General features: G+C 67.4%; 14 protein-coding genes. 1 reads left to right on the forward strand and 13 read right to left on the reverse strand.

What is annotated here, in order from left to right; all coding sequences use genetic code 11:
* Positions 1–12: 12 nt before the first annotated feature.
* From ACX5I6_RS17860 to dxr, 7 genes are all read right to left on the reverse strand, one after another.
* Complete coding sequence (locus ACX5I6_RS17860; protein ID WP_461841750.1) at positions 13–903, reverse strand: GNAT family N-acetyltransferase; 891 nt, start codon at positions 901–903, stop codon at positions 13–15.
* On the reverse strand, positions 866–2,032 hold the full coding sequence (gene ispG, locus ACX5I6_RS17865) for a flavodoxin-dependent (E)-4-hydroxy-3-methylbut-2-enyl-diphosphate synthase (RefSeq protein WP_018763462.1): 1,167 nt from the start codon (positions 2,030–2,032) through the stop codon (positions 866–868). The genes ACX5I6_RS17860 and ispG overlap by 38 nt, the downstream gene beginning before the upstream one ends.
* Positions 2,033–2,066: 34 nt before the next feature.
* Complete coding sequence (locus ACX5I6_RS17870) at positions 2,067–2,360, reverse strand: YciI family protein (protein ID WP_018763461.1); 294 nt, start codon at positions 2,358–2,360, stop codon at positions 2,067–2,069.
* A 71-nt stretch (positions 2,361–2,431) separates the two neighbouring features.
* A complete protein-coding gene (locus tag ACX5I6_RS17875) occupies positions 2,432–2,914 on the reverse strand; it encodes a hypothetical protein (RefSeq protein ID WP_461841339.1) in 483 nt (160 codons plus the stop codon).
* Positions 2,911–3,648: a MarR family transcriptional regulator gene (locus tag ACX5I6_RS17880; protein WP_461841340.1), complete on the reverse strand. Its 738-nt coding sequence runs from the start codon at positions 3,646–3,648 to the stop codon at positions 2,911–2,913. Before ACX5I6_RS17880 ends, ACX5I6_RS17875 begins: the two co-directional genes overlap by 4 nt.
* Positions 3,649–3,727: 79 nt before the next feature.
* Positions 3,728–5,056, reverse strand: coding sequence for a M50 family metallopeptidase (locus tag ACX5I6_RS17885; protein ID WP_461841341.1), 1,329 nt, complete (start codon positions 5,054–5,056; stop codon positions 3,728–3,730).
* A gap of 17 nt (positions 5,057–5,073) precedes the next feature.
* Positions 5,074–6,258 carry a 1-deoxy-D-xylulose-5-phosphate reductoisomerase gene (dxr, locus tag ACX5I6_RS17890; protein ID WP_461841342.1) on the reverse strand — a complete coding sequence of 395 codons (1,185 nt, stop codon included), beginning with the start codon at positions 6,256–6,258 and terminating at the stop codon, positions 5,074–5,076.
* Between the two features lie 72 nt (positions 6,259–6,330).
* Between dxr and ACX5I6_RS17895 the strand changes: the two genes are divergently transcribed.
* Positions 6,331–7,797 carry a lipase maturation factor family protein gene (locus ACX5I6_RS17895; protein ID WP_461841343.1) on the forward strand — a complete coding sequence of 489 codons (1,467 nt, stop codon included), beginning with the start codon at positions 6,331–6,333 and terminating at the stop codon, positions 7,795–7,797.
* On the opposite strand, the gene ACX5I6_RS17900 is transcribed toward ACX5I6_RS17895, so the two are convergent.
* From ACX5I6_RS17900 to ACX5I6_RS17925, 6 genes are read right to left on the reverse strand one after another with little or no spacing between them, the layout of a single operon-like run.
* Positions 7,794–8,633: an HpcH/HpaI aldolase/citrate lyase family protein gene (locus ACX5I6_RS17900; protein ID WP_461841344.1), complete on the reverse strand. Its 840-nt coding sequence runs from the start codon at positions 8,631–8,633 to the stop codon at positions 7,794–7,796. The two genes, ACX5I6_RS17895 and ACX5I6_RS17900, sit on opposite strands and share 4 nt — an antisense overlap.
* Complete coding sequence (locus ACX5I6_RS17905; protein ID WP_243835542.1) at positions 8,630–9,196, reverse strand: MaoC family dehydratase; 567 nt, start codon at positions 9,194–9,196, stop codon at positions 8,630–8,632. The genes ACX5I6_RS17900 and ACX5I6_RS17905 overlap by 4 nt, the downstream gene beginning before the upstream one ends.
* Positions 9,193–9,972, reverse strand: a complete 780-nt coding sequence (locus ACX5I6_RS17910; RefSeq protein WP_461841345.1) for a CoA transferase subunit B — start codon at positions 9,970–9,972, stop codon at positions 9,193–9,195. Before ACX5I6_RS17910 ends, ACX5I6_RS17905 begins: the two co-directional genes overlap by 4 nt.
* Positions 9,969–10,775 carry a CoA transferase subunit A gene (locus ACX5I6_RS17915; protein ID WP_285248129.1) on the reverse strand — a complete coding sequence of 269 codons (807 nt, stop codon included), beginning with the start codon at positions 10,773–10,775 and terminating at the stop codon, positions 9,969–9,971. Before ACX5I6_RS17915 ends, ACX5I6_RS17910 begins: the two co-directional genes overlap by 4 nt.
* 48 nt (positions 10,776–10,823) lie before the next feature.
* The gene (locus ACX5I6_RS17920) at positions 10,824–11,987 is read right to left on the reverse strand and encodes an acyl-CoA dehydrogenase family protein (protein WP_285248130.1); all 1,164 of its coding nucleotides are present in this window, start codon (positions 11,985–11,987) and stop codon (positions 10,824–10,826) included.
* 2 nt (positions 11,988–11,989) lie between these two features.
* On the reverse strand, positions 11,990–14,239 hold the full coding sequence (locus ACX5I6_RS17925; protein WP_461841346.1) for an acetyl/propionyl/methylcrotonyl-CoA carboxylase subunit alpha: 2,250 nt from the start codon (positions 14,237–14,239) through the stop codon (positions 11,990–11,992).
* Positions 14,240–14,246: the final 7 nt, after the last annotated feature.

Consider the following 14,246-nt stretch of genomic DNA (forward strand, 5'->3'; position numbering starts at 1 on the left):
CGGCGGACGCCGCTAGAAAAGAACTGTAGCGAACGTACCCACCTGCCGGAAGCCGACACGTTCGTAGGTGGACCGGGCCTTGGTGTTGAAGCCGTTGACGTACAGGCTGGTCACGGGCGCGATCTTCTGCGCTTTTTCCACCACGGCGGACATGTAGCCGGAGCTCAGGCCCTGGCCGCGGTAGCGGGGATTCATCCATACACCCTGGACCTGGGTGACGTCCGCGGTGACGGCCCCCAGTTCGGCCTTGAAAACCACCTCATGTGCCTCGTTCAAGTGGACCAGGGAGTGGCCCTGCCTGATGAGTCCTTCCACCCGGCGGCTGTAGAACTCCCGGCCGCCCAAGTATGGCGAGTATCCCACTTCTTCCTCAAACATGGCGGCGCAGGCGGGAAGGATGCGGTCAAAGTCGGCCAGGTTGCCCTGGGCCAAACCCGGGTGGGGCTGGACCCGGGGCTTCTCCGCGATGACCATGAGCGGCTGGTCCGCCCGCACTTCGTGGGCACGGTGGCCCAGTTGGGCGAGTTCCGCATGAAGGGCCAGCACTGCCTCCGCAGGCCCAAAGGCGGACGCATACCTGCGTCCGGAGGTGTTCGCGGCCCCGGCCACGAGCGGCGCAAGCGCGGGGTCCAGCTGGACCGGCACGAGGTTTGCCCCGGCCCAGCAGGCACCGGCAAGGACGCCGTTGTCGAACACGCCGAGAACACCGGCGCCTCCGGCGGTGGGAGCCGCGGTGCCCGTGGCGCGCAAATGCGCCAGGATGAACACATTGGTGACGGGATCCAGCTGCGCCAAACTGGTCAGCGCCGCGGTGTCTTGGCCGTCAAGCGTTCGGACGGAAATGCCCGCAGGGTCGGGATCGTCCCTACGAGACGCTAACCACGGGGCTACCCTTGACAGCATCTTCGCCATCGGCCTCCCCCATCTCTTCCGCGATACGCATGGCCTCTTCGATCAGTGTCTCAACAATCTGGCTTTCGGGGACAGTCTTGATGACCTCGCCCTTCACAAAGATCTGGCCCTTGCCGTTTCCGGATGCAACGCCGAGGTCGGCTTCGCGGGCCTCGCCCGGACCGTTCACCACGCAGCCCATGACGGCGACGCGCAGCGGGATCTCCATCCCTTCCAGCCCGGCGGTGACCTGCTCGGCCAAAGTGTAGACGTCCACCTGGGCGCGTCCGCAGGAGGGGCAGGAGACAATCTCCAGCTTGCGGGGACGAAGGTTGAGGGACTGGAGGATCTGGTTGCCCACCTTGATTTCCTCCACCGGCGGGGCGGACAGGGACACCCGGATGGTGTCACCGATCCCCCGGGACAGCAGGGCTCCGAACGCGGTGGCGGATTTGATGGTGCCCTGGAAGGCAGGGCCGGCTTCGGTAACGCCGAGGTGCAGCGGCCAGTCGCCTTTTTCGGCGAGCATTTCGTAGGCGGCCACCATGATCACGGGGTCGTTGTGCTTGACGGAAATCTTGAAGTCGTGGAAGCCGTGCTCCTCGAAGAGGGACGCTTCCCAGACAGCGGACTCGACGAGCGCTTCGGGGGTGGCCTTGCCGTATTTCTTGAGGATGCCCGGTTCCAGGGAGCCGGCGTTGACACCGATCCGGATCGAGGTGCCGTGGTCCTTCGCGGCGGCCGCGATCTCCTTGACCTGGTCGTCGAACTTCCGGATGTTCCCGGGGTTCACGCGCACTGCCGCGCAGCCGGCCTCGATGGCGGCGAAGACGTACTTGGGCTGGAAGTGGATGTCCGCGATCACCGGGATCTGGGACTTGCGGGCGATGATGGGCAGCGCCTCGGCATCGTCTGCGGACGGGCACGCAACACGCACGATGTCGCAGCCGGACGCCGTCAGCTCAGCAATCTGCTGGAGGGTGGCGTTGATGTCCGTGGTGGGCGTGGTGGTCATGGACTGCACGCTGATGGGGAAATCAGATCCCACGCCTACCGAGCCGACTTTGATCTGGCGCGTCTTGCGGCGGGGCGCCAGGACAGGCGGCGGTGCTGACGGCATTCCCAGGCTGACCGAGGTCACGTGGACTCCTTGGGTTGAAAGGGTAGGGATGCGGTTACGCGGCGAGCCCGGCAAGCATGCCGGTGACCGGTGACCATTCTGTGATGCGGGTTCCGGCGATGACGCCGGCCGCGGCAAACGGGTCCTGCTTGAGGATCGAGTTCAGGGCAGCTTCGTCTGTTGCCGTGAAGATCAGGAGGGCACCGGCTCCGTCGCCGTAGGGTCCGCTGGCCACGATGACGCCGTCCTGCGCCAGGCCGCCTGTCCATTCGCGGTGCGCGGGCCGGACCTCGTTGCGGGTTTCGGTGGAGTTGGCGGCGTAAACGTACTCAACGGCAAAAACTGTCATACGGCTACCCTATCGCCATGCCTGCCTTCGCACCCATCCAGGCTGTCCAGGTTCAGGGGCGAAGTAGACGTTTACTGCAGGAAAAGGACTTTGGCGGCGGCTGCGGTTCCTGCCGCCCAGAGCATGGAGGTAAGGGTTCCGATGATGAAGCGCTCCGCGGCCACGGGGGTCTCCTTGAGTTCAGCGAACCTGCCGAGGCCCTTGATGGCGACGATGTAGGCGATCGCGACCGGCTGGCCGGCCAGGATGGCAAGGCAGACACCGAGCCGCTCCAGCACGCCGATGATGGCGCCGCCGCGCAGGATGCGCTGGCCGGGAGCCGACGCTGCGGCGTCCGTTCCGTTCGACGCCGGCGGCCCGGGTTGCGCCGTCAGCTCGCCGTCCACCGTGACGTCGGCAGACGGGTCCTGGGCGGCGGAGCCGGCATCCGTTGCGGTCGTGGCGGCATCGGCTTTGTCGTCGATGGTCCTGGCAAGCTTGAACACCACGGCCGTCACCGGCCATCCCACGAAGCCTGCCACCGCCAAGGCCACGGCCACCCACACTGCGGTCACTTGACTCCTCCATCGCCGGCTTCGGTTTCCTCCACGGCCGGGACCACCTGTGCCCGGGCAAGATCAAGCAGCAGCGATGCGGCCGGCCGTGCTGCCCATTCTTCCTGCCAACCGGAGCGAAGCACGGTACGGCTCACGGACTGCTCCGATATTCCGAGTTCCCGGGCCACCTGCTTTTGGCTGCCATGCCGGACCGGACCGGTCCGGCCGGCTCCGGGCGTGCCGGCGTCCAGGTGCCGCAGCGCGTCAACCACCCGCCACTGGGCTTCCGTGCGCTCCTGGACCAGGCGGCCCAGCAGCCTGAGCACAGCTTCGGCCTTGGCGCATGTCCGTTCCCCTTCCCCGGTCGGGGCGCTCCCGCCTGGCTCCCCCGCCATGATGCCTGCCACCACTGACACCGGCACCTGGGAAGCGGCAGCCTTGGCACGCTCAACGGCCTTGCGGGCAGCCACGAACGCGGTTCCGGTGCCTTCCCGCGGGCTGGCACCAGCCGGCAGCGTCACGGTTCCGACACCGATGCCGACGTACCAGTGCCCTTCGCGCAGGGCGTGCAAGGCGATGTCCACGACGGCATCAGCGTCCCGCACCACCCCTTGGACTTCGTCGCCGACCGACCGCTCGAAAACCGGCCTGCCGCCCCCCGCAGGTTCGAGGCGCGCGATCTGTTCAATGAAACCCGGAACCCGGTCCAAGTCACCGGTGCTGCCACGCTGGTCGATGGTCATCACGAACATAGGTCAACCATAGGCGGGTGATTGATAATAATCAATCAAATCTGACTGATTTAGCAAAGTCAGCCTAAATCGGCTGATATCAGAACAGATTGACGGGCTTGACGATGTCCGCGTAGATCAACAGGGCGCTCATGCCCATCAACAAGGCCGCCACGACGTAGGTCACTGGCAGCAGTTTCGCGATGTCGAACGCTCCCGGGTCCGGCCGGCCGCGCAGCCTGGCTACGGCACGGCGCGCGCCCTCGTACAGGGCTCCGGCCACATGGCCGCCGTCAAGCGGCAGCAACGGGATGAGGTTGAATACCGCCAGTGCGAAGTTCAGGCCGGCCAGCAGGCCCACGAGGGTGGCGAGCCGGGACTGCAGCGGGACAGCTTCCATGGCGGCAACCTCGCCGGCCACCCGGCCCACGCCCACCACGCTGATGGGGCCGTTGGGGTCCCTGGGTTCCTCGCTGAAAGCGGCCTTGGCTACGCCCACCACACGGGCGGGCAGGTTGAACACCACGCCGGCCACCTGGCGGATGTTCTCTCCGGCCATGGGCAGGATGGACGACGCCGGCTGGGACACCAGCGCCGTTTGCGCGCCGATGCCAAGGAAACCGACGTCCTGGTACTGGAGGTTGCCGGCAGCATCGGTTGCCTGCCGCCCGTCGGCGCCCATCACGGGCCGGGAAGACAGGACCGGTGTCACCGTGGTTGACACGGCAGCGCCGTCCCGCTGAACGGTGATGGCCACTTCCTTTCCGGCAGAGGCGCGGATCCACTCCGTCAGCTGGTCCCAGCTGGTGACGGCCTTGCCGTCGAACGCGGTGATGGTGTCATTGGGTTTGAGCCCCGCCGCTGCCGCGGGGGTCAGCTGGCAGTCGGCGGAGTCGGGATCGACGGTTTGCCCTGCGGCCACCTGGCATTTGGAGACGTCGGAGATGGTGGTGGTGGCGGTGGCAATGCCAAATCCCATCAGGAGGACGGCCGTCAGCAGTACCCCGAGGATCAGGTTCATGGCCGGCCCGCCCAGCATCACGATCACTTTTTTCCAGACCGGCAGCCGGTAGAAGACGCGGTCGTGGTCGCCTGGTCCTACCTCTTCGTGGGCTACTGACCGGGCTTCCGTAGCCAGCGTCTGGAACATCCCGGTACTGGAGGGCCGGACCGAGCCGTCCTCCTTGTTGGGTGGGTACATGCCGATCATCGAGACGTAGCCGCCCAGCGGAACGGCTTTTACGCCGTACTCGGTTTCACCCTTGCGGCGCGACCAGAGGGTGGGCCCGAAGCCGATCATGTACTTGGTGACGCGCACCTTGAAGAGTTTGGCCGGCACCAGGTGCCCCACCTCATGGAGGGCGATGGACACGGCAATACCGACGGCCACGAAGACGACGCCGAGGATGAAAAGTAGGACAGGGGTCATGGAGGTGCTGCTGCTTCCTAGAGACTGCTGACTGCTAAACGTTCGTGGGCGCGGGCGCGTGCCCAGCTTTCAGCATCCAGCACCGACTCCACTGTCAGCCCGGAGGACCCTGAATGTTCGCTGAGCACCCCGTCCACGGTATCGACGATGTCGGTGAACCGGATCCGGCCCGCGTGGAACGCCGTAACGGCCTCTTCATTGGCCGCATTGAAAACGGCAGGGAAGGTGCTGCCCTGCTTGGCGGCGTCCTTGGCAAGGTCAACGGCCGGGAAGGCCGCAGCGTCCAGGGGTTCAAAGGTCCAGGTGGCGGCCTGGGTCCAGTCGCAGGCGGGCGCGGCCATGGGTACCCGGGCCGGCCAGCCCAGGCCAAGGGCAATCGGAAGCCGCATGTCCGGCGGGGAGGCCTGGGCAATGGTGGAGCCGTCAACGAACTGGACCATCGAATGGACGACGGACTGCGGGTGCACCACCACGTCGATCCGGTCGAGCGGGATATCGAACAGCAGGTGGGCTTCGATCACTTCCAGTCCCTTGTTGACCAGGGTGGCCGAATTGGTGGTGACCATGACCCCCATGTCCCAGGTGGGGTGCGCCAGCGCCTCGCGGGGCGTGACGGAATGCAGCTGCTCCCGGCTCTTGCCCCGGAAAGGCCCCCCGGAGGCGGTCAGGATGAGCCGGTCCACCTCGGCTGCCGTCCCTGAGCGCAGGCACTGGGCGATCGCCGAGTGTTCCGAGTCAACGGGAACAATCTGGCCTTCCTTGGCCGCGGCCTTGACCAGGCTGCCGCCAACGATCAGCGATTCCTTGTTGGCCAGGGCCAGGGTGGCCCCGGAGCGGAGTGCCGCAAGGGTGGGCGCCAGGCCAATGGAACCGGTGATGCCGTTGAGCACCACGTCCGCTTCCACCGCTGCGATCCGGGCCGAGGCTTCAGGTCCGGCCACGATCTCCGGGCGGTACCCGGGACGGCCCGCGGCGGCGGCTGCTTCCCGGATAAGGGACTCCAGCCGGCCGGGGTCACCGGCGGCGATGCCCACCACGGCGGCGCCGGTGTGGACCGCCTGGCGGGCCAGCAGTTCAAGGTTGCCGCCACCGGCGCTCAGTGCCACCACCTCGAACAGGTGCGGGGCGCCGTCGACGACGTCGATCGCCTGGGTGCCGATGGAACCGGTGGATCCGAGGAGGACGATTCTGCGTGGCTGCATCCGTTAAGTATCCCGCACGCGGCCGGGCCTGCTGCGCCTTGACCGCCGGGCGGCCGGGCGTAACGTGGAATTGTGGACTGGCTCACCTGGTTCGATGCGCCGGAGTATGAATTTGCCCGGCAGGTGCTGCAACGGGGCGTCGCAGCGTTGTATTTCGTTGCGTTCCTGTCCACGCTGAACCAGTTCCCGGCTTTGCTCGGAGAGCGCGGCCTCCTTCCGGTGCCGGACTTCCTGGCCGCGTTTTCCCGGTTGTCCCGGCCCACGCTGTTCCGTTGGCGGTACTCGGACCGGCTGCTGCGCGGTGTCTGCGCCGTGGGCCTGGCGGTCTCGGCGCTCCTTGTCGCCGGGCTTCCCCAGGCCGGACCGCCCTGGGTTCCGTTGCTGGCGTTCCTTGCCTTGTGGCTCTTGTACATGTCCATCGTGAACGTGGGGCAGACCTTCTACGGGTTTGGCTGGGAGATGCTGCTGCTGGAGGCCGGTTTCACCGTGGCCTTCCTGGGATCTGACCAGACGGAACCGCCGCGGATCATCCTGATCCTGGTGGTGTGGCTGGTGTTCCGGCTGGAGTTCGGGGCAGGCATGATCAAGATCCGCGGCGGCCGGGAGTGGCGGGACCTGACGGCGTTGTACTACCACCATGAGACCCAGCCCATGCCGGGGCCCCTCAGCCGTCAGGCGCACCTGCTGCCCAAGCCCTTGCATCGGATCGAAGTGGTGGGCAACCACATCGCCCAGCTGGTGGTGCCGTTCCTGCTGTTCGCGCCGCAGCCGGTGGCGGGCGTGGCGGCGGCCGTCGTCGTGGCCACCCAGCTGTGGCTGGTGGCGAGCGGCAACTTTGCGTGGCTGAACTGGATGGCGATCATCCTGGCGTTTGCCGCGGTCAGCGATCCCGTGGCCCACGCCGTGATCCCGGCTGTCCCGGCGGACTGGCACGCCGGCGCAGCACCGGCCACTCCCCCTTGGTGGCTGGCCATAACGCTGGCGGCGTCCCTCCTGCTGCTGGTCCTGAGCTACTGGCCATTGCGGAACCTCTTCTCCCGCCGGCAGCTGATGAATGCCAGCTTCAACCGGTGGCAGCTCGTCAATGCCTATGGCGCTTTCGGCACGGTGACCAAGCAGCGGATCGAGATCGTGGTGGAGGGCACGCTGGACGATGATCCCGATGACAGCTCGGACTGGCGCGAGTACGGCTTCAAGGGCAAGCCGGGCGATGTCCGGCGCATGCCCCGGCAGTGGGCTCCGTACCATCTGCGGCTGGACTGGCTGATGTGGTTCCTGCCGCTGCGGAGCGTGCACGAGGAATGGTTCTACGCCTTCCTGGGCAAGCTGCTCGTGGCGGACCGGCGGGTGTTGCGGCTGCTCCGGTATGACCCGTTCGACGGCGCCGCGCCGCGCCTGGTGCGCGTGCGCAGTTTCCATTACCGCTTCGCCACCCGGAAGGAGTTCCGGGAGACCGGGAACCGCTGGGTGCGGACGCTGCTGTACGAGCCCATTCCGCCCACGTCCCTGCGCCGGCCGACGGGACGGAAGGGCAGCTAGGCGTCCCTGCCTGCACGGCGCAGGATGCCTTGGGCGTGCTTCAGGATTGGCCCGTCGATCATCTTTCCGTGGTGTTGGAAGACCCCGTTCCCGGCCGCGGCGGCAGCGTCCAGCAGTTCACGCGCCGCGGCCACCTCCTCCTCGGAGGGAGCGTAGGCTTTGCGGACCACGGCGGCCTGGCCGGGATGGATGCACGCTTTGGAGCCGAACCCGGAGGCTACGGCGTCGGCGGTTTCGTCCGCCAGCCCGTCGAGGTCGGGGATGTTGGTGTACACGGCGTCGATGGCTTCCTTGCCCAAGGCCCTGGCGGCCAGCAGCACCGAGGAGCGGGCGTGCAGGGCCACCGCCCGGTAGCCGCCGTCGTCCTTCCTGCTGGAGGTGCCCCCCAACGTGGCCACGAGGTCCTCTGCTCCCCACATCAGGGCCACCACGTTGGGGGCGGCCGCAATGGCGGGGGCGTTCAGCACGCCCAGGGCCGTTTCGCACAGCGCAATGACCTGGTAGCCTTCCAGCGCCGTGAGCTGTTCAGCCGATTCCGCCTTGGCGAGCATGACGGTGCGGTACGGCGTATGCGCCAGGCAGTGCAGGTCCTTCGCGAAGTCATCCGTGCCGACCGGGTTGACCCGGACGATGGTCCGGCTGGGGTCGAGTTCGGGGTCGTCTCCGGCAGCGCCCGCCTGGGCCAGGATTGCGCCGCGCGCCCGCTGCTTGTCCGGTGGCGCCACGGCGTCCTCGAGGTCCAGGATCACGGCGTCCGCCCGCGCTGCGGCTTTCAGGTAGCGCTCGGGGCGGTCGGCGGGGCAAAAGAGCAGGGCAGGGCCCATCACAAAAGTCATACGGGCATTCTCCCCTGTGCGCCGGGCTGGTCCTGGTGGGCGCCCCGGGTCCACATCAGGCAGCTTCTCGTGGCCCGTGCCACCACGGCTCCGTCCTGGTTGCGCCCGGTGTGCTCCATGGTGACGATGCCCTGGCCCGGCCGGGAGGCCGAAAGCCGCTTGCCGGTGATCACGGTCTCGGTGTAGAGCGTGTCCCCGTGGTAGAGCGGGTGCGGGAAGGAGACATCGGTCAGCCCGAGCTGGGCGATGATGGTCCCCTGGGTCAACTGGGTGACGGACTGCCCCACCATGGTGGCGAGCGTGAACATCGAGTTCATCAGCCGCTGGCCAAAGGGCTGCCCCGCGCTCCAGGCCGCGTCCAGGTGCAGCGCCTGCGTGTTCATGGTGAGGGTGGTGAAGAGGACGTTGTCCGTTTCCGTCACGGTGCGTCCGGGCCGGTGGGCATACAGCACGCCCTCCTCCAGCTCGTCGAAGTAGAGCCCGCGCTGCTCGATGACGCGCCTGCCGCCCCCTCCGGCCGTTGGGCCGGCCGGAACTCCATCAGTGGGGTTGGTGCCGGTCATACGGTGAGTTCCTGGTCTTCTTCGTACAATTCCGCACCGGTGGCGGCCACCACGTCTTCGACGGAAACGTTGGGGGCCAGCTCGCGCAGCACCAGCCGGGATGGGCCGCCGTCCCGGACGACGTCGATCACGGCGAGGTCGGTGATGATCCGGTCCACGCAGCCTTTGCCGGTCAGCGGGAGCGAGCACTCCCGGACGATCTTGGGATTGCCGTTCCGGTCCACGTGCTCCATCATCACGATCACGCGCTTGGCGCCAAACACCAGGTCCATGGCGCCGCCCATTCCCTTGACCATCTTTCCCGGGACCATCCAGTTGGCGAGGTCTCCGTTGGCGGCCACTTCCATAGCGCCCAAGACGGCGAGGTCCACGTGGCCGCCGCGGATCATGCCAAACGACGTTGCCGAGTCGAAGAACGCCGCACCCCGGTTTACCGTCACGGTCTCCTTGCCGGCATTGATCAGGTCCGGATCCACCGCATCCTCCGCCGGGTAGGGGCCAACGCCCAGGATCCCGTTCTCCGAGTGCAGCACCACTTCCACCCCGGCCGGAATGTAGTTGGGAATCAGGGTGGGCATGCCGATGCCCAAGTTGACGTACTGGCCGTTGCGGAGTTCCCGGGCAACCCTGGCGGCCAGTTCGTTCCGCGTCCAGCCTTTGCTGCCTGCTGCGGCGACGGCTCCGCCGGGCCCGGGCTGGTGCCCGCCGCCACGCCGGTATTCCGGGCGGACCGCTTCCGGGCGTGGCGCCTCGGGGCTGTTGGGATCCATGGTCATGCTCCTGCCTGCTGGTCGCTGCCGGCGGGGCTCCCGCCCGCCGCGGCCGGGGCCGCCAAGGCCACCGTCCGCTTTTCGATGCGCTTTTCCCCGCCGGCCGCCAGGACCACCCGCTGGACGAAGATCCCGGGGGTGTGGATGTGTTCGGGGTCCAGTTCGCCGGGTTCGACGAGTTCCTCCACCTCGGCGATGGTGATGCGTCCGGCCATGGCGCAGAGCGGATTGAAGTTCATGGCCGTGGCGTGGAAGACCAGGTTGCCGTGCCGGTCACCCTTCCAGGCGTGCACCAGCCCGTAGTCGGGAGTGAGGGATTCTTCGAGGACATAGTCCACTCCCGCAAAGGAACGCACTTCCTTGGCCGCGGAGGCGATCGCGATGCCGCCGTCGGCGTCGTACTTCTGCGGCAGGCCGCCGTCGGACACCTGGGTCCCAACCCCCGCCTTGGTGTAGAACGCGGGAATGCCGGCGCCGCCGGCGCGCAGCTTCTCGGCCAGGGTGCCCTGCGGCGTCAACACCACCTCGAGTTCACCGGCAAGGTACTGGCGGGCGAACTCCTTGTTTTCCCCCACATAGGAGCTGATGGTGCGGCGGATGCGGCCGTCGCGGAGCAGGATGCCCAAGCCCCAGTCATCCACGCCGCAGTTGTTGCTGACCGTTTCCAGGCCGGAGGTGCCGGCGCGGTGCAGGGCGTCGATCAGGGCCACCGGAATTCCACACAGCCCGAACCCGCCAACCGCCAGGGACGCCCCGTCCGGGATGTCTGCCACGGCGGCGTCGGCGCTGGCTACAACCTTGTCAATCATCAATGATCCTTTCAGGCCGGCTGCGATCCGTACTGCTGGCGCAGGTGCTTACAGTCCCAGTTCACGGGCGATCAGCATCAGCTGGACTTCCGTGGTGCCCTCCCCCACTTCAAGGATCTTGGAGTCGCGGTAGTGGCGCGCCACGGTGAACTCGTTGATGAAGCCATAGCCGCCGAATACCTGGGTGGCATCCCGCGCGTTGTCCATGGCCGCCTCGCCTGCGACCATCTTAGCGATGGCCGCCTGGGTCTTGAACGGCTTGCCGGCCAGCATCCTGGCGGCCGCATCGTAGTAGGCCAGGCGGGCCGTGTGGGCCCGCGCTTCCATCCGTGCGATCTTGAAGGAGATGGCCTGGTACTTGCCGATTTCCTGGCCGAACGCCCTGCGTTCCCTGGCGTATTTGACCGACAGGTCCACGCAGCCCTGGGCGGCGCCGGTGGCCAGGGCAGCAATGGCGATCCTGCCTTCGTCCAGGATGGACAGGAAATTCGCATACCCGCGCCCTTCTTCCCCAAGGAGGTTTTCCTCCGGTACGCGGACATCCTTGAGGGTCAACGGGTGGGTGTCGGATGCATTCCAGCCCACCTTGTTGTACGGCTTCTCCGCTTTGAAGCCCGGTGTATCCGTGGGCACGAGGATGGTCGAGATCTCCTTCCGCAGGCTGCCGTCGGCGGCTTCCTTCCGGCCGGTGACGGCGGTGACGGTGACCAGCCGGGTGATGTCCGTTCCCGAGTTGGTGATGAACTCCTTGTTGCCGTTGATCACCCAGCTGCCGTCGTCGCGGCGCGCGGTGGTCTTGGTGCCGCCCGCATCCGAACCTGCCTCGGGTTCGGTGAGCCCGAAGCCTGCGAGCGCCTGGCCTGATGCCAGGAGCGGAAGCCATTCCTGCTTCTGGGCGTCGGTACCGAAGCGGTACACCGGCATGGCCCCCAGGGAAACGCCGGCCTCCAGCGTGATGGCCACCGACTGGTCCACGCGGCCGAGCTGTTCCAAGGCCAGGGCGAGCGCGAAGTAGTCGCCGCCCATGCCGCCGAATTCCTCCGGGAAGGGCAGCCCGAACAGGCCCATTTCGGCCATCTGTTTCACCACGTCATACGGGAAGCTGTGTTCCGCATCGTGTTTGGCGGACACCGGGGCCACCACGTTGTCCGCGAAGTCGCGGACGGTGTCGCTGAGGTCCTGGTATTCCTCGCTGAGTTCGAATCCGGTCATGGTCAGGCTCCTTCGCCTTGGCTGGTGGCTGTGTCTGTATCTGTATCTGCGGGCGCTGGTTCCGCGTCTGCAGGGTGGGGGTGCACGGTGGCCAGGACCTGGTCGGCCTTCACGAGGTCGCCGGTGCGGGCGCTAAGGTGCACGGTGCCGGCCAGCGGGGCAACGAGGTGGTGCTCCATCTTCATGGCCTCCACGGACACCAGGACCTCCCCGGCCTGGACCGCGTCGCCGTCGGTGACCGGGACGGCCACCACGGTTCCCGGCATTGGCGAGCGCACCTCGGGATCCGCTGAGCCTTCTTCGCGTTGAATGGCGGCCAGCATTCGGTCCAGCCGTGCCTCCCGGGTCAGGACCTCAAGCCGGCAGGACCAGCCATCACTCCCCAGGAAAATCCGGGAGGGCCCGGCGGGCACGGGGTTGTCCCATGCCGGAGCGGCGGGCCCTGGATAGTCGGGCGCCAGCCGGTAGGCGTGGCGTTGGCCGTCAAGGTCAAGTTCGATGCTTTGCCGGCTGGACCACTGGAGGGACGCCGGCATCGGGGGGCCGTCGTTGACCGCGACCACGGCGGTGCCTCCCCCGTTGGGGGTACCGGTGACCGCCACCGTGGCCACGCCGTCGTCGGCCGTTCCCAGGCTGATCCGGCGCGGCGCCGGCGTTCCCACCCGCCAGCCGTTGCGTGCCCGCCACGGGCCGCTCCCCGGAGCAGGGTAGTTTTGGTCCTCCAGGGAGAGCGCGTACAGGGCGGCGGCCACGAGTTCCGCATCCCCGGCGGTCCGGAATTCCATGCCGGGCAGCTTCCGTTGGATCAGGCCCGTGTCCAGGCGGCCGGCCTGGACGTCGGGGTCGCTGAGCAGGAGCCTCAGGTATTCCACGTTGGTGTCGATACCCAAGGCCGTGTAGCCGGCCAGGGCACCGTCCAGGGCATTCAGGGCGGCGGTGCGGTCCTCACCCCAGGCGATCACCTTGGAAATCATGGGGTCGTAGTGGGCCGAGAGCTCCAACCCTTCCACGAGTGAGGAATCCACTCTGACCCGAGCGCCGGCAGGTTCCGCTTCGACCGGGGCAGGAGCGCTGGGCCGCTGCTTCGGCCCAGGCAGTTCATCCAGCACCAGCACGGTCCCGGTGGAGGGGAGGAAGTTCTTCTCCGGCACCTCTGCGTAGACTCTCGCCTCCACAGCGTGGCCGGAAAGCCCGACGTCGGCCTGCCGGAGCGTCAGTTCCGCACCTGCTGCGATCCGCACCTGCCATTCCACCAGGTCGATGCCGGTGACCATTTCGGTGACCGGGTGCTCAACCTGCAGGCGGGTGTTCATCTCCATGAAGAAGAACTCGTCCGGCGCGTCATCTGACACCAGGAATTCCACGGTTCCGGCGCCCCGGTAGTTCACGCTGCGGGCTGCATTGCAGGCCGCCTCGCCGATCCGTGCGCGGATGGCCGCCCCGTCCGGAAGGTCCTCCAGCAGCGGCGACGGCGCTTCCTCGATGACTTTCTGGTGACGCCGCTGCAGCGAGCATTCCCGCTCGCCCAGGTGGATGACGTTGCCGTGGCTGTCCGCCAGCACCTGCACTTCGATGTGCCGTGGGGTGGTCACGAGGCGTTCCAGGAACAGTGTGTCGTCGCCGAACGCGGCGGCGGCCACGCGCCGGGCCGTTGCCAGGGCGGCGGGCAGGTCCTCCGGTTTTTCAACGGCGTGCATCCCCTTGCCGCCGCCGCCGGCGGAGGGCTTGATCAGGAGCGGAAAGCCGACCCCGCCGGCTGCCTCCACCAGTTCACTGTCGGTCATGCCGGGCTTGGCGATGCCGGGAACCACCGGCACGGCGTATCCGGCCACGTGGTTCTTGGCCCGGATCTTGTCCCCCATGACGTTCAGGGCCTCCACTCCGGGTCCGATGAAGGTGATGCCGGCCTTCTCCAAGGCCCGGGCGAAGTCCACGTTCTCACTCAGGAAGCCGTACCCCGGATGGACGGCCTCGGCGCCCGATTGCCGGCACGCCTCAATGATCGCGTCCGCGCTCAGGTAGCTTTCGACGGCGGCTGCCGGGCCGATGCGCACGGCCGCGTCAGCTTCGCGGACGTGGCGGGCGCCGGCGTCGGCATCGCTGTAGACGGCCACCGACCGGATGCCCAGGCGGCGCAGGGTCCGGATGACCCGGCAGGCGATTTCACCGCGGTTTGCCACCAGGACCGTGCCGAACAGGCGTGGGGTGGACGTGCCGCCAGGGGCTGGATCTGTTCGGGTTTGCATGGTCATTGCGGGC

It is taken from the genome of Arthrobacter sp. MMS24-T111, from assembly GCF_054888995.1.